The sequence below is a fragment of the Rhizorhabdus sp. genome, from assembly GCF_018006725.1.
Lineage (GTDB): Bacteria > Pseudomonadota > Alphaproteobacteria > Sphingomonadales > Sphingomonadaceae > Rhizorhabdus.
Window position 1 is genome coordinate 1 of sequence record NZ_JAGMXV010000083.1, and the last position, 18,834, is coordinate 18,834.

The following is an 18,834-nucleotide window of genomic DNA, read 5'->3' on the forward strand; positions in this document are numbered from 1 at the left end:
GGACAGTCCCTCTCCTGTCTTTTCTGGTTGCCGCGAGTGTCGCCAGCGGGTCGGAGCATGTCCAGTGAGGACGCTGCTCCGATCCTTGCTATCGCGAGATCGCTGCCCGCCCGCCGCCGATCAGGGCTCGATCCTGACCGGCATCCGTTTGATCCCGCCAACGAAATTGGACCGTAACCGGCTGACCGGACCGGCGAGATCGAGCTGCGGGAAACGCGCGAGGATTTCGGTCAGCACCGCCCTCAGCTCGATCCGGGCAAGGTCGTTGCCCAGGCAGCTGTGCCGTCCGAAGCCGAAGGTCAGGTGGCGGTTGGGCTTGCGCGTGAAATCGAGATCGAAGGGGCGGTCGAACACGCTGTCGTCACGGTTGGCGGACGGATAGAACATGACCACCTTCTCGCCTTCGCGAACGGTCTGTCCGGCGATGTCTATGTCGCGCGTCGCGGTCCGCGCCATATAGATGATCGGGGTCACCCAGCGGAGCAGTTCCTCGACGGCAGGGACCATCATCGACGGATCGGCGGTCAGTTGACGGCGCGCCTCGGGATGCTCGATCAGCGCCAGCATTGCGCCGCTGGTCGCGTTGCGCGTCGTCTCATTGCCCGCAATCGCAAGCAGGAAGCAGAAGCCCAATATCTCCATGTCGGTCAGCGGCGTCCCGTCGATGCGCGCCTCGACCAGCAGGCTGACGAGATCCTCGCGCGGTGCGACACGCCGCTGGGCGATGAAGCGGGCGAAATAGCCGAACATCGCCTGCTGGGCGGCGGCTATGGCCTCACGGGGCAGGTCGACATCGCCATATTCGGGGTCTTCGCTGCCGATGACCGCGTTGCTCCATTCGTACATCTGGTCGCGATCGTCGGCCGGCACGCCGAGCAGCTCGAGGATGACGTCGAGCGGCAGGCGCATGGCGATGGCGTCGACGAAATCGATGACCTGTTCGCCGTTGGTCGCGGCGGCCAGGCGGGCTGCGGCGACGTCGTTTGCGATCTCGCTGCAGCGCTCGATGATATGCGCTTCGAGCGCGCGCATCACGCTGGGCTTGAACCGTTCACGCAGGATCATGCGATATTTGTGATGCTCGGGCGGGTCCATGGTCAGCATCAGCGGAACGCGCGAGCCGCCGCCCTCGACCTCCTGGTCCTTGCGCAGGATCGTCACACCCGGGCTGCTGATGAAATTGTCGCTGTCCTTCCCGATCGCGGTGATGTCGTCATAGCGCGCGAGCGCCCAGAAAGGCTGGCGGATGCCGTCCTCATGCCAGGCGATCGGGCGGTTGCGTCGCATCTCGGTCCAGATGTCGTGCGGATAGCCGTGGCTCGCGAAGCGATCGGGATCGAACAGCGCCGGATCGGCCAGCGGGCGGGTATCGGTCATCGGTGCATCCTCTTAGTGAACGCCCGCTAACTAGCGTTTTCGGAGCGGCTCCGCTAGGGGGTCTTGATGACCGATGACGACAAGCAGCCAGGCCCCGCGCCCCGACGGACGCGCATGACGCGAGAGGCGCGACGCTCGCTGATCCTGTCGGCGGCGTCGGAGATGTTCCAGAAGCATGGCTATGCTGCCGCGAGCATCGACGCGATCGCCCTCGCCTCCGGCATCAGCGGCCCCGCAATCTACCGCTATTTCAGCCGCAAGACCGAGATATTGGTCGCATTGCTCGAAGCCGCCGCCGTGGACGCCATCGACGCGATCGAATCGGCAGCGGACGAGGAAGCGGTGACGATCGACCTGATCGCCGACGTCCTCGTCGACCGCGCGCTGCGCGAAGGGGCCGTGATCGGTCTGCTGCAAGCGAGCATAATCGACATGGATGATGCCGACCGATCCCAGCTCGAACAGGTCCGCCGGGCGCTGGTAGACCGGCTGGGTGCCCTGTTGCGCGGGGCGCGCCCGTCGATCGAAACCGAACGGGCGAGAACCCATATCGAGGCGGCGCTGGCGATCGTCGGACAACTGGCGCGGCGCAGTCCCGACGCTGCCGAGGTCGACCGGATGCGACCGATATTGCGCGCCGTTCTGGCCGCCTGACCGACGTCAGACCTCCACCGGCTCCGCGAGGCGTTCGCGCACCAGTTCGACGAAATTGCCGACGAGCGCGGACCCATTGGCTGACGACCAGAGCATCGACAAGGGTAGCGGCAGATCGAGATCGACGATGTCGCGCAACACGATTCCCGGCGGGGTGCGGTCCGGCCGCGCTGCGGTGACCACGCCCAGGCCGATCCGCGCCGCCGCCAGTTCATAGGCGATATCGACTGCCATCACCTCGACCGCGATGTTGGGCGAGACGCCCTGCGCGTCGAAGGCAGAAATCATCCGGTCGAACAGGCGGGGCGAGACATGGCGCGCCGGCCAGAGCAACGGTTCCCCCGCGATGTCGCGCAGCCGGACATGCGGCTGAGCGGCAAGCGGATGATCGTCCGGCAGCGCCAGCACGAACTTGTCCTCGCCCATAGCCACCGAATGAAACTGGTCGCGGTCGCTGCTCTCGTCGATGACGAAAGCAACGTCGATCTCTCCGGCGGCCAGCCGGGACCGCTGCGCGTCCGACGGCAGCGGGAACGCGCGCAAATCCACCTCGGGATAGAGCTTGCGGAAATCGCGCAACACCAGCGGCAGGATCGGCCGACGCAGCATCGCTTCCGAAAAGGAAACGCGGATCGTGCCGCGGTCGCCCAGCGCGACGCTCTTCACATGGCGGCCCGCCTCCTCGATCGACATCAGGATACGGCGCACGTCCTTGGCGAGTTCGCGGCCCGCCTGCGTGATGGCGACGCCACGCGCCTGCCGCTCGAACAGGGCCACGCCTCCCAGCTCACGCTCGAGATCGGCGATCCGTCGCGAAAGTGCGGACTGCGCGATGTTCAGCCGTTCGGCCGCGCGATGGAGGTTCTGCTCCTCGGCAACCGCAAGAAAGAAGGGAAAATGCTTGGCGATCCGCAAGGTGCGCAGCGTCGCGACACCGCTGGAGATCGTCGGCTGGAGCGAGGAGCTGTTCCCCGGAGCGGACGGCGCACGGGAGACGGGCGCCGTGTCGGCTTCGTGATCCTTGTACATCGGATCAGGCCAGCGTGACACGAACGACGGCGCGGGTGCGGGCGATTTCGCTCGACCGCACGAGCACCTCGACATCGGCGCGATTGCTGCCGCCGAGATGGCGTCCGACCACTGATGCGGCCAGGGGCTCGCCAGCGGTCTCCACGCACTCCTCCTGCAGGGAGACGAGCAGCGCCGAGGCGGCGCCCGACCAGGACCGGACCATGTCGCACACTCGCTCGCCGAGCGATCCGGCCGAACCATCGCATTCTACCAGCGGTACCGGCTGTCCAAGACGGACATCGGCGAAACGCAGAATCGATCCCTCCATCAATCCCCTCCAACGTCTGCCCCGCCTGCCTCTGCACCTCGGCAGTTCGGGACTTGCGCCGTGACGGACCTTCCAGAGCCGTCCCGGCCAAATTGCTGATACCAGCGACAATATCGTTATCTTATATAGGATAGGCACAGCCGGTCTTTGGAGTCAACATTGGCAGGCATGCGCCAAGCGGGTGCAAGGCCCCGCTGACCGACAGCAGGCTTGTCCATGCTTCTTTACTTATAAAGATAGATAGTACAGAGATTCGCCAGAGAGGAGAAACCACCATGGCCAACGCCATCGCCGCCGCGCGTGACGCGAGCGAAATGCTCGCCACCCGCCGCTCCCCGCTTCCCGACTCGCTCGTAGCCCCCGGCCCCGACGCCGAAGAAAGCGCACGACTGCTCGAGATAGCGCTGCGCGTTCCCGATCACGGTCGGCTTGCACCATGGCGCCTCATCCGCATCGCCGGCGCGAGCAAGACCCGCTGGGTCGAGCGGCTGATGGAACTCGTCGAAAAGCGCGAGGACGCCGCCAAGACGCGCGTCAGCACGCGCAAGCTGGCATCGGCGCCGCTGGCCGTCGTGGTCGTGTCGAAGGCGACGCCCGGCCACAAGGTGCCCGAATGGGAGCAATGGCTGTCGGCCGGCGCCGTCTGCATGAATCTGGTCAACGGGGCCCATGCCCTCGGCTATGGCGCGCAATGGCTGACTGGCTGGCATGCCTATGACGCGGATGCCACCGCTCTGCTCGGCCTGGCCGATGGCGAAAAGGTCGCAGGCGTCATCCTGATCGGCAGCGTCGCCGAACCCGCCGGACCGCGCCCGCGCGTGTCGGTGGCCGAAGCCGTGACCGACCTGGACCTCTGACTATGGCCCCGGGGGGCAAACGATCAGGGCTTCAGCGATTCCGCGATCACGGTGATGTCGGTGTCGAAGCCGTGCCGACGCTCGCCACCGCCCGTATAATGCTCCCGGATCGCACGCTCGGCGGTCAGCGGATCACCCTCGGCGATCGCACGGTAGATGCGCTCATGCTCCTGTGCGAGCGAGAGGCGCACCGACCGGTCCGCGAAGGTGCCGTGGACCGACTTGTTGAGCGCGAGTTCGTCGACCTGCGCGGACCACAGCTTTTCGAGCGCACCCACGACAAGGCTCATCGTCTCATTGCCGCAGCCCGACACAAGTTCGGTGTGGAAGGCGCGGGCGAGCCCGATGAAGGTGCTGGGATCGTCGACCGCTGCGAGACTCGCGTCGATATTGGCGCGCAGCTTGGGAAGGACCGTCGTCGCGCGATCGGTGCGCCGCGCGGCCTGCGCCGCGCAGGCCGGTTCGAGCAGACGCATAGCGTCGACCAGGTCGATCAGCGGCACCTTGCGGGCCTGCAGGACCAGACCCAGCATATAGGCGGCGGTCGAAGGCTTCGGCACATGGATCACCGCGCCGCCGACATTGCCGCGGATGACCGTGATCAGCCCCTCGGTTTCGAGAATGCGAAAGGCCTCGCGGATGCAGGGCGGACTGACACCGAACTCGGCCAGCAATTCGTCCTGCTTCGGCAAGAGATCACCGTCGCCAAGGGCGCCGGACAGGATGCGCGAGCGCAGCGAGGATGCGACGATTTCCGCGAGACGCGGCTGACGCAGCCGCTTCTTGCCGCCTTCGGTCATAGTCAGGTCCGGTGCCTCCAAATGGTCCGCGCGCTCCGCGCGGAGGGCTCTCCCTATGGAGATCAGCAATAGGTTTCGTTCCAATCTTTGCAACAACAACCCGTATAACCGTCACAAATAACAGGAGAGACAGGATGGGCGCCGATCTGGCCCGCTATCAGACCTTTACGATCAGCATCACGCCCTTCACGGCCGATGGCGCAATCGACGAGCCCGCTTTTCGCCGCCACCTTCGCAAGCTCAGCGATGCGGGCGTCGGGGTCTATGTCGGCGGCGGCGGCAGTGGTGAAGGCTATACCCTGTCGGACGAGGAAACCGAACGCCTGCTCGCCATCGCCAGCGACGAGCTGAAGGGCCGCTCGCCGATCCGCGCCATGGGGGTCGAGCCGCGCACGGCCCGCCAGATGATCGCCTTCCTCGACAAGGCCAAGCGCGCCGGGGTGGATGCGGCCCAGGTCTATTCGCTCGACGTGGGCCACGGCCATGTGCCGACGCCCGCAGAACTCGACCGCTATTTCGACGAGGTCCTGTCGAACAGCGACATCCCTTCCGTTCTCTCCACACACCAGTCGGTCGGCTATGTCATTCCGGCGCCGGTCATCATCGCGCTGTTCGAGCGCCACTCGCAGCTGATCGGCCTGAACATCAGCCATCAGGACCCCAATTATCTGCGCACGCTGGCCGATGCGCTGGGCGACCGGATCGACATCTTCGTCGGCGGACCGCACAATGCCCCGCTTGCCTTTGCTTTCGGCGCACATGGCTTTCTTACATCGGAAGGCAATCTCGCGCCGCGCCTCTGCGCCAGCGTGATCGCGGCCGCCCGCAACGGGGACAATGTCGCCTTCCTCGACCGCTGGGGCAAGCTGATGCGCCTGTTCCTGGCACTCTACGGCAATGGCGGCATCCGCGTCACCAAGGCGGTGCTCGAGCATTTCGGAATGGCCGGCGGCTATCCGCGCCCGCCGCGCCTCCCCTCGGAGCCCGAAGCACTGCAGCGCGCGCTGGCGGTGGTCGAGGAAATCGGCCTGGCGAAGATCGAAAGCTGGTAAGAAAAAGGCCCCCTGCCGAAGCGGGGGGCCTGCATTTTCGATCGACTTGCTATCCCGATCTCACTCGGCCGCGATCGCGTCGCGTTCGGGCGGGTCCGGGTCATAGCTGGTTGTGAACTCGTTGAAGAAATCGGACTCGCGCGACGTGTCGATCGTCCGCGCGCCGCGCACGCCGAACTTGCGGCGCGCCTCCTCCAGCGGAAGATCGAGCCAGTCCTCGTAGCGCGGCAGGAACAGCGGGTCGGACTGTTCGCCGACCTTCAGCGCATAATGGGCGAGATCCCACATCTTCGGGAACAGCGCCGGATAATGGAGCGGCCCGCGCATGAACATCGGGATGGTCAGCAGCGTGTTCTGGACGTTCAGCAGACCGGCAAGCTCCGCGTTGAAATAGCGGAAGAGATTCCCGTATTTCAGGAAGGCTGGGATGATCTCACCCAGGCCGTCGAAGCCTCCCCCGCTGAGGATGTGCATGAAGTCGTGGATCTGCACGCCGCGCAGGAAGAAATATTCGAAGCTCGAGCGCGGCTCGAAGCTCGGAATGATGTCGACCTCCATCTGCGCGCCGACCAGCTGCTTGTACCAGATGCCGCCGATCGACCCTTCCGGACAGGACTTCATGTCGTCCCGGCGCAGACCCGACAGCCAGCGCTCGTCGAGCCATTTGTCGAACTCGGGCCAGTCCTTGCGCGCTTCGTTGAACAGTTCCTCGATCCGCTCGTGATCCTGCACTTCGCGTACCGCCTCGATCAGCATCGGAATGCCGAAGGTTGGCGGATAATCGCGGCCATTTTTGCGCAGGCTCTGGGTCACGACCCATTCGCGGATGCGGTAGTCGCTCAGATATTTGGACGAACTGATGAGCGCGCTGCTGGTCGTTTCGACCTTCTGGCGACCGCGCTGCAGATAGGGAAGATCGTCTTCCTTCATCCTCTTCCTCCTCGTTCGGGCCGTCAGGCCGCCACTTCCTCGACCTTGCGGATCTGCGGGCCCACCATCTCACCCGGCAGGGCACCGGTGAACGCGCCATTTTCGAAGGTAGGCACACCGTTCACCAGCGTGAGGCGCATCGGTGCCGCGTCGCGGGTGAAGCGCCAGGTCATGCCGCCCTTGCCATCGGGCACGTCGAAGACGCGCTTGAGCGGACGGGCCTCGATCTCGTCGAGCTTGAACACGGTGACGTCTGCCCGATAGCCGGGCTTCAGCACGCCGCGATCGGCGAAATTGAAATGGCCGGCCTGCTTGCCCGTCTGGACATGGATCGCCTCTTCGAGCGTCAGTTCCTGCTGGCGCATGAACTGGGTCAGCAGCAGGATGTTCTCGCCGCCGCCGCACAGCATCTGCCCGTGCGCGCCCGCGTCCGAGATGTTCGCGACGGTCTTGTCGTCCTTGAGCATCTGCAGCGTCTGCTCGTGCGCCATAGGGTGCGGCATGCGGTTGACGATCGAGTTGAGCCCATTGGCGATGACCCAGTCGGCCAGCGCGTCCGACGGATGGACGCCGCGCTGCTCGGCCAGTTCCTTGAGGCTCAGGCCCAGCGGCCCGGCGCCGGTCTCGGAATCGAGCAGCAGCATCATGTGCGGATTGGCGACGAGCGATTGTTTGAACGCCTTATTGTCCCAGCTGTCACGGGCCCGCGCGCGGAAATCGGGGTCGTTGAGCAGCGCCAGCTTTGCCTCGACCGTCTCGGCCTGCACCACTTCGTGCCAGACATATTCATTGGCCTGGGCGAAGGACGAGGTGCTGAAGAAATTGAGCGCGGTCGTCGGCGGGACATGGGCGAAGCTCGGCCAGAAATCGAGACCCTCTTCCTTCTGCTTCGCCGTGATTTCCCACATGCGGTCGCGGATCGAATCCTGGAAACGCAGCAGACCGCCCGCACCCGCCATCTGCACGCGGACGCCGCGTCCACGGCACAGATTGCCGAGCCGTTCCATCTGTTCTGGCGCCTTCAGACGGAAGAAGGTGTCGAGGATGACCTGCAGCTGGGTTCCCGGGCGGCTCGCCAGTACGCCGATCAGGGCCGACCATTCGGCGTCGTCGGCGACGAGGCTCGGCACGGCGCGGTCCTGGCTGTCATGGTCCATCAGGTTGGACGACATGCCCAGCGCGCCCGCATCGATCGCGTCTTCGAGAAGCGCGCACATCTTGCGGATTTCCTCGGGCGTCGCGGCGCGTGTCCAGGCGTCCATGCCCATCGCGGCGAGACGGATCGCGATATGGCCGGCATAGCCCGCAATATTCGCCGCCGTCGGGCAGTTCTTGGCGATCGACGCGCTATATTCGGACCAGGTCCGCCAATCCCACGGCAGCAGGTCGAAGAAAGGCTGCTCCGGCACTTCCTCGAAGAAGGTGAAGATCTTCACCATCTCGCGCTGCACCTCACGCTCCTCGTGGACCGGCGCCGCGGTGAATCCGCAATTGCCGATCACAACCGTGGTCACGCCGTAACCGGGCAGCGGATCGAGGCTCGGCTGCCACCACATCACGGCATCCATGTGGGTGTGCGGTTCGATGAACCCCGGCGACACGATGCAGTCGCTGGCGTCGACGACTTTGTCCCCGGCCGCTGGCTTCAGATTCTGACCGATCTCGCTGATGGTCTTGCCGCTGATGCGGACGTCGGCCTGATACGCCGGTGCGCCGGTTCCGTCGACAACGGTGCCGCCCCGGATGAGAATGTTGGTCATGGCTCTCCTAACCTCCTGATAGCACCGACTAGTTCATAAACTGTATAAGATTGCAAGCTTAACAGGGTTGCTGTTCGGACAGGCCGGATCAGCCGCCCGACGGCTCGCCCAGAGCGCGGTGCGCCACGATCTCGATTCCGTAGCCATCGAGCCCGACGAAGCTCGCATCGCTATTGCTGAGCAGGATGATCCGGTGGATGCCGAGGTCGGTCAGCACCTGCGCCCCGATCCCATATTCGCGCAGCGCCATGGTCCGCCCGCTGCTCTCTTCGCGCCGCTCGCGCCGGGCGCGGATGATGCAGGCGACGAGGTCCGGCGCAGGGGAGTTGAGGATGACGACGACGCCGCTGCCCTCGGCCGCGATCGCCTCCATCGCCTCGCGCAGCACGCCCGAGCGATCGCCCTCTTCGGCGAACAGATCGGCCAGAGGGAAATGGACGTGCATCCGGACGAGAACGGGGTCATCGGGATCGATCCGCCCCTTTACGAGCGCGACCACCTCGGCGCCCCCGACCTTGTTGCGGTAGCTCTGTATCCGCCATTCGCCGCCCCATGTGCTGACGAAGCGCATCTCCTCGCGCATCTCGACGAGATGGTCGTGACGGCGGCGATAGGCGATCAGGTCCCGGATGGTCCCGATCTTCAGCCCATGCTCGCGCGCGAAGGGGATCAGATCGGGCAGGCGCGCCATCGATCCGTCGGGATTGAGGATCTCACAGATCACGCCCGACGGGTTGAGGCCCGCCAGGCGCGCCACATCGACCGCAGCCTCGGTATGACCGGCGCGGACCAGCACGCCCCCTTCCCTCGCAACCAGCGGAAAGACATGGCCTGGGGTGACGATCTCGTCGCGTGACCGCGACGCGTCGATCGCGACCGATATGGTCCGCGCCCGATCATAGGCGCTGATCCCCGTCGTGACGCCGTCGCGCGCCTCGATCGAGACGGTGAAGGCGGTCTCGTGGCGCGTGCCGTTCTGCCGCGACATGGGCTCCAGCCCCAGATCGTCGGCCCGCTGACGCGTCATCGCCAGGCAGATCAGGCCACGGCCATGCTTGGCCATGAAGTTGATCGCGTCGGGCGACGCCATCTGCGCGGGGATGATCAGGTCGCCTTCATTCTCGCGGTCTTCGTCGTCGACAAGGATGAACATCCGGCCGTTACGCGCGGCGTCGATAATCTCTTCGGGCGAGGACAGGAAGCCATGGGGAAGCGGGGACGAAGACGCCATCGGAAGGATCCACTCCTCTGCCCGGCATCCTTCTCGCGGGCTAAAGGTGGCGCTCGCAGAGGATTGTCCGGGAAGCCGGCCTGCTTGCCGACGATAGCCCCCGTCTATCGGCGGCCCATGGGGGCAGCCATTGCCGTTGGGCTATCGCCCTGTTCGCCGCGCAGCATCGGGCCGCGCCGCCGTGCGATGCCCTGTCGGCAGTCGTGGGGCCGGGAACGATGCCGGCCCGCTATGGGTACCGCCACCAATCGGCATTTGAATCGAACGCTCGCTCGACCGAGTTTCGGATTCAGTTCGAGACCATGTGAAGCCGAGAGAGAGCGATGCGTTTTTCCCTGATATTCGAGGCCCAGATTGCCGATGCGTCGCCGCGCGGCGAACGGCAGGTATTCGACGAACTCGTCGAACAGGCGCTGCTGGCCGAACAGCTCGGCTTCGACGTTGTCTGGAGCGTGGAGCACACGTCGCTGACCCATTATGCGCATATGAGCGCGCCCGAGACCTTCCTGGCCTATATCGCCGGCCGGACGTCGCGTATCGGCATAGGCCATGGCGTCGTCTGCCTGATGCCCGCCATGAACCACCCGATCAAGGTCGCCGAACGCGTGGCGACGCTCGATCTGCTGTCCAAGGGCCGCGTCCATTTCGGTGTCGGCAAGGGCGGCAGCCAGCAGGAAGCGGGTGCCTATGGCTATGACCTGCGCGAACTGCAGCCGCTGATCGACGAGGCGATGTACCTGATCCCGAAGATGTTCGTGCAGGACGAGATCGAGCATAACGGCCCGCACATCCAGATCCCGGCACGCCCGATCCACCCCAAACCCTATCAGGATCCGCACCCGCCGATGTATCTGGCGTGCACCAATCCCGACACGCTTGTGCGCGCCGGGCAGCGCGGCCTGGGCGCGCTGGTGCTGGGCTTCGGCGGCCCCGAGGAAGTCGCGAAGAAGAACAAGCTCTATCGGGATGCGTGGGAGAGCCGCGACGCGGCCGATCAGGTCGGCTTCCGCCCGATCCAGCACCTCGCGGCGCTGTGCCCGACCATCGTGCTCGACGACGCTGCACAGGCGCGCAAGATCGGCATTCGCGGCCAGCGCTATTTCTACGAGTCGCTGAATTACTGGTATGGCGGCGGCCCGCGTCCGGAGCCCGAGACCTGGGGTGAAGAGCTGGTCGAGGAAGGCACCGACACCATCATCACCACGAAGCTCGCGTCCGAGACCATCTCGATGGACCTCCGTCCCGACGAAAACGGCCGACGCCCCAGCTCGGGCATCCTCAGCGCGCGCAACGCCTATGGCTCGGTCGAGGACTGCATCGACTATGTCGAGCAGCTCGCGGCAGCCGGCGCCGACGAGATATTGTTCATGACCAATATGGGCACGGTGCCACAGTGGGCGCAGCTCGAAACGCTGCGCAAGATCGGCACGCATGTGATACCCCATTTCCGGTGAGAAAGCCGATCGACCCTGCCGGACGGACCGCGGTCGTGACCGGGGTCGCGTCCGGCATCGGTCGCGCGCTCGCGCTCAAGGCGGCACGCCTGGGCATGGCAGTCGCCGGCTGCGACCGCGATGCGGCGGGTCTCGATGCCCTGCGCGCGCACCTTGATTCGATGGGGGCAGCGCACGAACTGCGGATCGCCGACGTCAGCAATCCGGACGACATGGTCGATCTCGCCAAGGCGGTCGGCGCCATGCCGCCGGTCGCCTTGCTGTTCGCCAATGCGGGCCTGCTCCGCAAGGGCGCGGTCCTCGACCTCCCCTTGCAGGATTGGCAGGCGCTGATTTCGGTCAACCTGTTCGGCGTGGTCAACACGCTTCAGGCTTTCGTACCCGCGATGATCGCCCACGGCTTGCCGGCGCAGGTAATCGTGACCGGATCGACCGGATCGATGGTCACCGCGCCCGGCCTCGCCGCCTATTGCGCGACCAAGCACGCTCTGTGGCCGATGGTCGAGGCCCTTCGCGAGGAACTGGAGCAGACGCAGGTCGGAGCGTCGCTGCTGATGCCCGGCGCCGTCGCCACCGCGATCTTCGCCTCGACCGACCCCAACCGCGCGCGGCCGGCGGACTCAATGGATCCCGAAGAGCTGGCCGATATGGCCTTTGCCGGGGCGCTCGCCGACACCGCGAAGATCCTCACCCACCCCGCCTACGCCGATCGCGCACGCGCGCGATTCGATGCCGTGCTGGACGAGATTTCTCTTCATTGAAAAACCCATCGTGATGGGTTATTTTCCGTCATGGTCACTGTCTATCGTGCTCATGGCCTGCGTTTCATCATCTTCGCAGATGATCATGTGCCGGCCCATGTCCATGTCATTGGCGATGGGCATGCCAAGATCAACCTGCTCGGGACTGATGGCGGACCGGAAATTGTGACCATCGACGCCATGAAGCGCGGCGACGTCCGCCGCGCGCTGCAGATTGTGGTCGAGCAGCAGACCTTTTTTCTGTCACGTTGGAGAGAAATCCATGGTTAATCCCGACAGGATCGATCCCGGCATGGCCCGGGCCGAGAGCTTCGGACCCAGTGACCTAGAACTCGCGGCAGCGGAAGAACGCGGACGTATTGCCGCACGAATAGAGCCCAGAGCCGTTCGCGCGCGCTATGATCGTCGGCGGGGACGAATGCTGGTTGACCTCACCAATGGCTGCTCCTTCACCTTCCCCCCGCGCCTTGCCCAAGGCTTGGAAGAGGCGAGCGACGATGCGCTCGCCGAGGTGGAGCTTCTCGGCAATGGCTATGGTCTGCACTGGGAGAGCCTGGACGTCGACCTGTCGATCCCCGGCCTGCTGGCCGGCCTCTTTGGCACCAAATCCTATATGGCGCGCAGAGCCGGTCAGGCGACGTCGGCAGCGAAAGCCGCAGCAGCCCGCGAAAATGGCACAAAAGGGGGCCGCCCCCGGAAAAGTTCGGGCCGTTGATGCTCGAGGCCGCCGGGGTGATGCCCGGCGGCCATTCGATGCCTGCGGATGATGCTCGTTCACACCGCCGGGTGGAACTGCTTGTACCAGTCGCGATATTTCAGGATCGGGCCATCCGCCGACGACAGCATCGGCTGCTCGACATAGGCCTTGTAGGGCCAGATCTTGCCGTCGCTATATTGTTCCTTGAGGCCATGTTCGGCCGCGAGCTTCGTGAAGGCCTCGATCTGCTCGGGCGCCAGCGCGCAGTTATCGTCCTTCAGGAAGAACTGGTGGACATAATAATGGCTGAGATTCTCGTCCACCGGAGTCACCGAGACATAATAGATGGTGACGATGCCCGGCGCGTGGGGCGTGCGGCTCTCGACCCGCGACAGGCCGCCGCCGAGGACTTCGGACTCGACTGTCGAGCCGATCGACTTGTCGGCCGGGCCTTCATAGCCTGCAGGCAGGATCCGGACGGGGCTGTAGAAGCGGAAACCCTCGGTCTTGATCTCGCCGTCGGAGATGGCCTTGCCTGTGCCATGGACCCCGGGGAAATGCGCGAAATCGACGCCATTTTCGAACACGTCCTGCGGATGGGCCGAGCCAAAATCGTCATGGAGGCGGTGGAAGCCCGCGCCTGCGATCTTCCGGCTCTCGTCATATTCGGGCAGTTCGTACATCGGCGGACGACCGTCGAGATCATGCCAGATAAAGATCATCCCGCCACGTTCGGCGGTCGGCCATTTGCGCACCTGGGCGCGCGGGGGGACGGCCTTGGCGTGGGGCACGTGGACGCACTTGCCGCTGGTGTCGTAGCGCCACTGGTGGAACGGGCAGACGATCGTCTCGCCCTCGACCCAGCTGTCATAACCCAGATGCGCACCGAGATGCGGGCAATGCGCATCGGTCACGACGGTCTCGCCGCTCTCTGTGCGGAACAGGACGAGGTCCTTGCCGAAATAGCGCAGCGGCCGGACATCCTTGGGCGACAGATCCTCGGTGAAGCCGACCACGAACCATCCGGTCGGATAGGGATGGAACGGGTAGCGGGTGCCGAAGCGACTGGGTGCATTCATGACAACATCCCTCCTCTTTATCAGATGATCGAGGCGCCGCCGTCGACCACGACGGTCTGTCCCGTGATGTGCGCGCCGGCATTGGACGCGAGCAGCAGGGTCGCCCCCTTGAGATCGTCGTCGCAGCCGAGTTGACCGCGTGGCGTGTCGCCCCGCAGCTCCTCGCCATGCTTGTCGAGCACATAGCCGGTCAGCTTCGACGGGAAATAGCCGGGAGCGATGGCGTTGACGCAGATGCCCTGCGCGCCCCATTCGGCGGCCAGCGCCCGGGTAAAATTGATCAGCCCGCCCTTGCTCGCATTATAGGCGATGGTGCCGATCATGCGCGGATGGTGGCCCAGCAGCCCCTCGACCGACGCGATGTTGATGATCCGGCCCCAGCAGTTCGGCAGCATGAAAGCGCGGCCGACCGCCTGGGCGAGCAGAAACGGCCCCGTCAGGTTGACCGCGAGCAGCTTGTTCCAGCCGTCGAGCGGCATCTCCTCGGTCTTCGACCCCCAGGAGGTGCCGGCATTGTTGACGAGGATGTCGACCGACTGGCCGGCGGCCTGGATCGCCTCGACGACCCGCGCCGGCTCGTCGGGCTTGCCCATGTCCGCCGCGATCGCGATCGCCTCGATCCCCAGCCCGGCGAGATGCGCCACGGCCGCGTCGAGCTCGTCCTGCTTGCGCGCGGTGAGGATGACCTTCGCACCGAATTCGCCCAGCGCCTCCGCCATGGTCAGCCCCAGCCCGCGCGAGCCGCCGGTCACGAGGGCGGTCCGTCCGGTCAGATCGAAAAGTGTCTTCAGCGGGGTCGACATCAGCGAATAGTCTCCAGGGTCATCCGGCGGTGTAGCCGCCGTCCACGAACAGGGTCTGGCCGGTCACGAAGCCGGACGCGGGCGAAGCGAGGAACAGCAGCGCGCCCATCAAGTCCTCGATCTCGCCCAACCGGCCGAGCGGGGTGCGGTCGACGACGCGCGCGTAAAGCTGGGGCTGGGTGCGGACGAGTTCGCGGTTCAGATCGGTCACGATCACGGTCGCACCGAGCGTGTTGACGGTGACGCCAGCGCCGCCGAACTCGAACGCACAGGCCGCACCGAGATTGGCGAGGCCCGCCTTCGATGCGCAATAGGCGCCGCGATTGGCCATGCCGCGTCCCGACAGGATCGAGCCCATGTTGATGATCCGGCCATAGCCGCGCTCGATCATCGCCGGCGCGACCGCCCGGATCGTGTGGAAGGCGCCCGTGACGTTCACCTCCAGCACGCGCGCGAAATCCTCAGGTGCGATGTCGAGCAGCGATTGGGGATTGGTGATGCCGGCATTGTTGAACAGGATGTCGACGCGCCCCATCGCGCGCACGACCTGCGACGCTGCCTCGACCATCGCCGCGGGATCCGACACGTCGGCTTCGACGACAACCGCACGCCGGCCGGTCGCTTCCACCGCCTTGGCAGCGGCTTCCAGCTTGGCGCGATTGCGGGCGACGAGCGCGATGTCGGCCCCGGCCTCCGCGAGCGCCAGCGCGCCGGCCGCGCCAAGCCCGCCCCCGCCGCCGGTGACCAGCGCAACCTGACCGGTCAGGGCAAAGCGCTCGACCCCCTTCACGCCGCCCGGTCCGCTTCACCGCCGCGCAGCTCGACCAGCGCGGCGATGCGGGCGCGCAGATAGGCATATTGGCCTGCCATCAGGGCGTCATCGGTCGTCGTCAGCCGTTCGGCCAGCACCAGCATCTCTGCCAGCAGCGCGTCCTCGTCCATCGCAGGCGCCATCTTGTCTCTCCTAGAGCCGGTAACCGTCCTGCCGCTCGTCGCTCCAGCGGCGCGCCTTGTAGGCGAAGCCCTGAAACTCCGAGCGCGGGACTTCGCACACGTCCATCCAGACGTTGCTGCGTTCCTTGATCGCAGCGCGGACCGACTGGACCAGCCGGCTGCGTTCGTCGGCCGACAAACCGGCATGATGCTCGGCTACGGCGATCTTCACTTCGATCTCGGTCTTGCCGTCGCGGGTGTAGACCCGGCCCTTATATTCGCCGACCTGCGGGTGGGCGAAGACGGCGGCATCGATCATCGACGGCCAGACATTATTGCCGCGGATCTTCATCATGTCGTCGAAGCGGCCGATCGTACCGCACTCGATCGCGTTCCAGGCACCGCCACCGGCTTCCTGCCATGGCACGAAGCGCGCCGCGTCGCCGGTGCGGAAGCGAACCGTCGGGCTGCCCTCGACCGACAAATTGGTCACGACCATCTCGCCCTGCTCGCCCGGCGCCACTAGCTCTCCGGTCGTCGGATCGACGATCTCGATCAGATGCTCCCATTCGAACAGGCGGATCAGCCCGCGCGCGCCCTTGCCATCGACTACCCCGGCCGAACAGGTCGAGCCGCCGAAGCCGTTGAGTTGGGTGCTGCCATAGCCCTCCTGCAACCGGCAGCCCCAATAGTCCTCGATCTTCGCGGCCCATTCGGTGGGGTAGCCCTCGGCCGCAATGAACAGGCCGTGCATGTCGGGAAAGGCCTCACGCGGCACGATCCCGCGCGCGACCAGCGCCTCGGTCAGCGTGTGGAGATAGTTGGTCGACGCATAAATGAAGTGGACCCCGCCCAGCTTCAGCATCAGGTCGATCTTGGCATCGGTCGACAGGTTGCCGCCGACGTGGAAGCCGGTCGCGCCGACGATCCGCAGCGCCTCGCCCGGCCCCCAGCCACCCGTCGTCATGCCGCCGGCCGGGACGCAGTTGAGGGCGGTATCGCCCTTGCGCAGCCCCGCCATGAACCAGGGCAGCGCATGGAGGTAGCCCAGGATGTGGACGTCGCGCTGGGTCCGGCCATAAATCTCCTGGCCCTGGCCCGACGTTCCACTGGTCATGCTGATATGCACGACCTCGTCGCGGTCCACGCCGAGGCGCGTGCCGAACGGCGGTGCTGCCTGCTGGTCCTTGAGGAAATCAGCCTTGGCCGAGGTCGGGAAGGCCTTGCGGAAATGCTCGAGGCTGGAAATCCGGCCGTCGATGATCCCGCCCTCGCTCATCTTCGCGCGGTAGAAATCGCTCTTCGCATGCAGCCTTTCGCAGAGCGCCTGGACCTTGCGCAGCTGAAAGGCTTCCAGCTCCTCGCGGGACATGCCCACGAAGCGCTTGAGCAGCGGGGACGCGGCGAAGGGATCGGCGATGGCAGGCGATGCCATGGTTCAGCCCTCGACGGGACGGAAGGCCGGCAGCGTGATCTCCGCCGTCGCACGGTTGAAGACGATCTGCACCGGCATGTCGGCGCGCATGTCTTCGGGCGCAACGCCGACGATGTTGCCGGTCATGCGGCACCCCTCGTCGAGGGTGACGAGCGCCACGATATAGGGAACCTCGTCGGCATAGATGTCGCGCGGGACCGGATGGCGCACGACGATCCAGCTGAAGACCTTGCCCTTGCCGCTCACCTCTACCCATTCGGGACGCTCGAGCGAGCCCGGGCAGAAGGTGACGGGCGGGAACAGATGCTCGCCGGTCGAAGCGCAGCGCTGGAGCATCAGCCGCCCCTCGCGCATCCCGTCCCAGAAGGGCGTGCTTTCGGGATCGGGAACCGGCAGGGGCTTGGCATAGGCGGTGTCGGACATGTCAGTTCCTCAGGATCATGGCGCTGCCGCAGGTCATCGCGCCTGCGGTGGTCAGGGCGATCTCCGCTCCTTCGATCTGGCGTTCGCCGGCGGTGCCGCGCAGCTGCTCGACCGCCTCGATCACATGGTTGAAGCCGTGGATATAGGCCTCGGAGAGAAGCCCTCCATGGGTGTTGACCGGCAGTTCGCCATCGCGGGCGATGCGCCCGCCCATGACGAAGGGGCCCCCCTCACCTTCCTTGCAGAAGCCGAGCCCTTCGAGCGCCATGAGCACGCTGTAGGTGAAACAGTCATAGATCTCCGCGACGTCGACGTCCTTCGGGCCGATGCCGGCGCTGCCCCACAGATCGTCGGCGAGATATTTGAAGCAGTTGTGCGAGTGGCTCGGCCAGCGGATCGCATCGAACAGGTCGTCGCCCTGGCTCGGCCCGCCGCCATAGGCGCCGCCCATGATGTAGACGGGCTTCTGCGGCAGATCCCGCGCATGTTCCGCCGAGGTGATCACCACCGCGCAGGCGCCGTCGCTTTCGAGGCAGATATCGTTCATGCGGAAGGGATCGACGATCATGCGCGAGTTGAAATAATCGTCCTTGGTCATCGGCGTGCGCTGCATCGCCCGCTCGTTGAGCAGGGCGTTGGCGCGGAAGGTCGTCGCGATCTCCGCCCAATGCTCCTCGGTGGTGCCGTAGTCGATCATGTGCCGGCGCGCCCACATCGCCATCGCCTGCGGATAGGTGATCCATCCCAGCGGCGCGGTATATTGGGTCACGCCATAAGCCGACATGTCGCGTCCGCCGCCGAGCCGGAAGCCCGAGCGACCATTCATCGCGCGGAAGCAGACGACGTTCTTGGCGAGCCCTGCCTCGATCGCGGCGGTCGCCGCGAGGGTGATGAGATTGGCGCCATTGCCACCTGCGGCATAGTCGACGGCATAGCCGGCGTTGACGATGCCCATCTCGGTCGCGACTCCGATGGCGGGGGCGCTGTCGTTGAAGTTGAAGCTGACGATGCCGTCGATGTCGCCGACGGTCAGGCCGGCATCCTCGATCGCCTTCAGGCAAGCCTCGGTGGCGAGGCTGCGCACGGTGCGTCCTGAGAATTTGCTGTAGTCGGTGTTGCCGATACCGGCGATCGCATATTTGTCGCGCAGCTTGTACATGGTCAGCTTTCCTTGGGCGCGCCGAACCGCGGCGCGCGCTTTTCCTTGAAGGCGATGAGGCCCTCGGTGGCATCGGGCTCGGTCGTCGCA

General features: G+C 65.5%; 21 protein-coding genes. 7 read left to right on the plus strand and 14 right to left on the minus strand.

Annotated elements, in window-relative coordinates; translation table 11 throughout:
- Positions 1-120: 120 nt before the first annotated feature.
- On the minus strand, positions 121-1,377 hold the full coding sequence (locus KAY22_RS12970; RefSeq protein ID WP_296623874.1) for a cytochrome P450: 1,257 nt from the start codon (positions 1,375-1,377) through the stop codon (positions 121-123).
- A 66-nt stretch (positions 1,378-1,443) separates the two neighbouring features.
- On the opposite strand from KAY22_RS12970, the gene KAY22_RS12975 reads away from it, so the two are divergent.
- Positions 1,444-2,031, plus strand: coding sequence for a TetR/AcrR family transcriptional regulator (locus KAY22_RS12975; protein ID WP_296623875.1), 588 nt, complete (start codon positions 1,444-1,446; stop codon positions 2,029-2,031).
- A 6-nt stretch (positions 2,032-2,037) separates the two neighbouring features.
- Here KAY22_RS12975 and KAY22_RS12980 read toward each other — a convergent pair whose 3' ends face one another.
- Together KAY22_RS12980 and KAY22_RS12985 are read right to left on the minus strand one after the other, a co-directional pair.
- A complete protein-coding gene (locus KAY22_RS12980; protein ID WP_296623876.1) occupies positions 2,038-3,060 on the minus strand; it encodes a LysR family transcriptional regulator in 1,023 nt (340 codons plus the stop codon).
- 4 nt (positions 3,061-3,064) lie between these two features.
- Positions 3,065-3,370, minus strand: a complete 306-nt coding sequence (locus tag KAY22_RS12985; protein ID WP_296623877.1) for a hypothetical protein — start codon at positions 3,368-3,370, stop codon at positions 3,065-3,067.
- A 275-nt stretch (positions 3,371-3,645) separates the two neighbouring features.
- Here KAY22_RS12985 and KAY22_RS12990 point away from each other — a divergent pair, with 275 nt between their 5' ends.
- Positions 3,646-4,227, plus strand: coding sequence for a nitroreductase (locus tag KAY22_RS12990; protein WP_296623878.1), 582 nt, complete (start codon positions 3,646-3,648; stop codon positions 4,225-4,227).
- 23 nt (positions 4,228-4,250) lie between these two features.
- Here the strand turns inward: KAY22_RS12990 and KAY22_RS12995 are convergent, their stop codons facing one another.
- A complete protein-coding gene (locus KAY22_RS12995; RefSeq protein ID WP_296623879.1) occupies positions 4,251-5,027 on the minus strand; it encodes an FCD domain-containing protein in 777 nt (258 codons plus the stop codon).
- 134 nt (positions 5,028-5,161) lie between these two features.
- Between KAY22_RS12995 and KAY22_RS13000 the strand changes: the two genes are divergently transcribed.
- Positions 5,162-6,079 (plus strand): dihydrodipicolinate synthase family protein, encoded by a 918-nt coding sequence (locus KAY22_RS13000; RefSeq protein ID WP_296623880.1) that lies wholly within the window; start codon positions 5,162-5,164, stop codon positions 6,077-6,079.
- Between the two features lie 60 nt (positions 6,080-6,139).
- Here KAY22_RS13000 and KAY22_RS13005 read toward each other — a convergent pair whose 3' ends face one another.
- From KAY22_RS13005 to ribB, 3 genes are all read right to left on the minus strand, one after another.
- Positions 6,140-7,009 (minus strand): hypothetical protein, encoded by an 870-nt coding sequence (locus tag KAY22_RS13005; protein ID WP_296623881.1) that lies wholly within the window; start codon positions 7,007-7,009, stop codon positions 6,140-6,142.
- Between the two features lie 23 nt (positions 7,010-7,032).
- Positions 7,033-8,769, minus strand: coding sequence for an amidohydrolase family protein (locus tag KAY22_RS13010; protein ID WP_296623882.1), 1,737 nt, complete (start codon positions 8,767-8,769; stop codon positions 7,033-7,035).
- An 88-nt stretch (positions 8,770-8,857) separates the two neighbouring features.
- Positions 8,858-10,000, minus strand: coding sequence for a 3,4-dihydroxy-2-butanone-4-phosphate synthase (ribB, locus tag KAY22_RS13015; RefSeq protein ID WP_296623883.1), 1,143 nt, complete (start codon positions 9,998-10,000; stop codon positions 8,858-8,860).
- A 323-nt stretch (positions 10,001-10,323) separates the two neighbouring features.
- Here ribB and KAY22_RS13020 point away from each other — a divergent pair, with 323 nt between their 5' ends.
- The 4 genes from KAY22_RS13020 to KAY22_RS13035 are packed head-to-tail and all read left to right on the plus strand — an operon-like array spanning position 10,324 to position 12,930.
- Positions 10,324-11,454, plus strand: a complete 1,131-nt coding sequence (locus KAY22_RS13020) for an LLM class flavin-dependent oxidoreductase (RefSeq protein WP_296623884.1) — start codon at positions 10,324-10,326, stop codon at positions 11,452-11,454.
- A gap of 35 nt (positions 11,455-11,489) precedes the next feature.
- A complete protein-coding gene (locus KAY22_RS13025) occupies positions 11,490-12,215 on the plus strand; it encodes an SDR family NAD(P)-dependent oxidoreductase (protein WP_296623885.1) in 726 nt (241 codons plus the stop codon).
- Between the two features lie 30 nt (positions 12,216-12,245).
- A complete protein-coding gene (locus KAY22_RS13030) occupies positions 12,246-12,485 on the plus strand; it encodes a DUF4160 domain-containing protein (RefSeq protein WP_296623886.1) in 240 nt (79 codons plus the stop codon).
- Complete coding sequence (locus KAY22_RS13035; protein ID WP_296623887.1) at positions 12,478-12,930, plus strand: DUF2442 domain-containing protein; 453 nt, start codon at positions 12,478-12,480, stop codon at positions 12,928-12,930. Before KAY22_RS13030 ends, KAY22_RS13035 begins: the two co-directional genes overlap by 8 nt.
- A gap of 59 nt (positions 12,931-12,989) precedes the next feature.
- On the opposite strand, the gene KAY22_RS13040 is transcribed toward KAY22_RS13035, so the two are convergent.
- Genes KAY22_RS13040 through KAY22_RS13070 form a run of 7 tightly spaced genes read right to left on the minus strand, consistent with a single transcriptional unit; the run spans position 12,990 to position 18,744 of the window.
- Entirely contained in the window at positions 12,990-13,991 is a 1,002-nt protein-coding gene (locus KAY22_RS13040) for a Rieske 2Fe-2S domain-containing protein (protein ID WP_296623888.1), read from the minus strand.
- A 20-nt stretch (positions 13,992-14,011) separates the two neighbouring features.
- The gene (locus tag KAY22_RS13045) at positions 14,012-14,794 is read right to left on the minus strand and encodes an SDR family oxidoreductase (RefSeq protein WP_296623889.1); all 783 of its coding nucleotides are present in this window, start codon (positions 14,792-14,794) and stop codon (positions 14,012-14,014) included.
- Between the two features lie 19 nt (positions 14,795-14,813).
- Positions 14,814-15,584: an SDR family oxidoreductase gene (locus KAY22_RS13050; RefSeq protein WP_296623890.1), complete on the minus strand. Its 771-nt coding sequence runs from the start codon at positions 15,582-15,584 to the stop codon at positions 14,814-14,816.
- Positions 15,581-15,748: a hypothetical protein gene (locus KAY22_RS13055; RefSeq protein ID WP_296623891.1), complete on the minus strand. Its 168-nt coding sequence runs from the start codon at positions 15,746-15,748 to the stop codon at positions 15,581-15,583. The genes KAY22_RS13050 and KAY22_RS13055 overlap by 4 nt, the downstream gene beginning before the upstream one ends.
- Positions 15,749-15,758: 10 nt before the next feature.
- Complete coding sequence (locus KAY22_RS13060; RefSeq protein ID WP_296623892.1) at positions 15,759-17,162, minus strand: AMP-binding protein; 1,404 nt, start codon at positions 17,160-17,162, stop codon at positions 15,759-15,761.
- A 3-nt stretch (positions 17,163-17,165) separates the two neighbouring features.
- Positions 17,166-17,585 (minus strand): Zn-ribbon domain-containing OB-fold protein, encoded by a 420-nt coding sequence (locus tag KAY22_RS13065; RefSeq protein ID WP_296623893.1) that lies wholly within the window; start codon positions 17,583-17,585, stop codon positions 17,166-17,168.
- Position 17,586: 1 nt separating this feature from the next.
- Entirely contained in the window at positions 17,587-18,744 is a 1,158-nt protein-coding gene (locus KAY22_RS13070) for an acetyl-CoA acetyltransferase (protein WP_296623894.1), read from the minus strand.
- Positions 18,745-18,834: the final 90 nt, after the last annotated feature.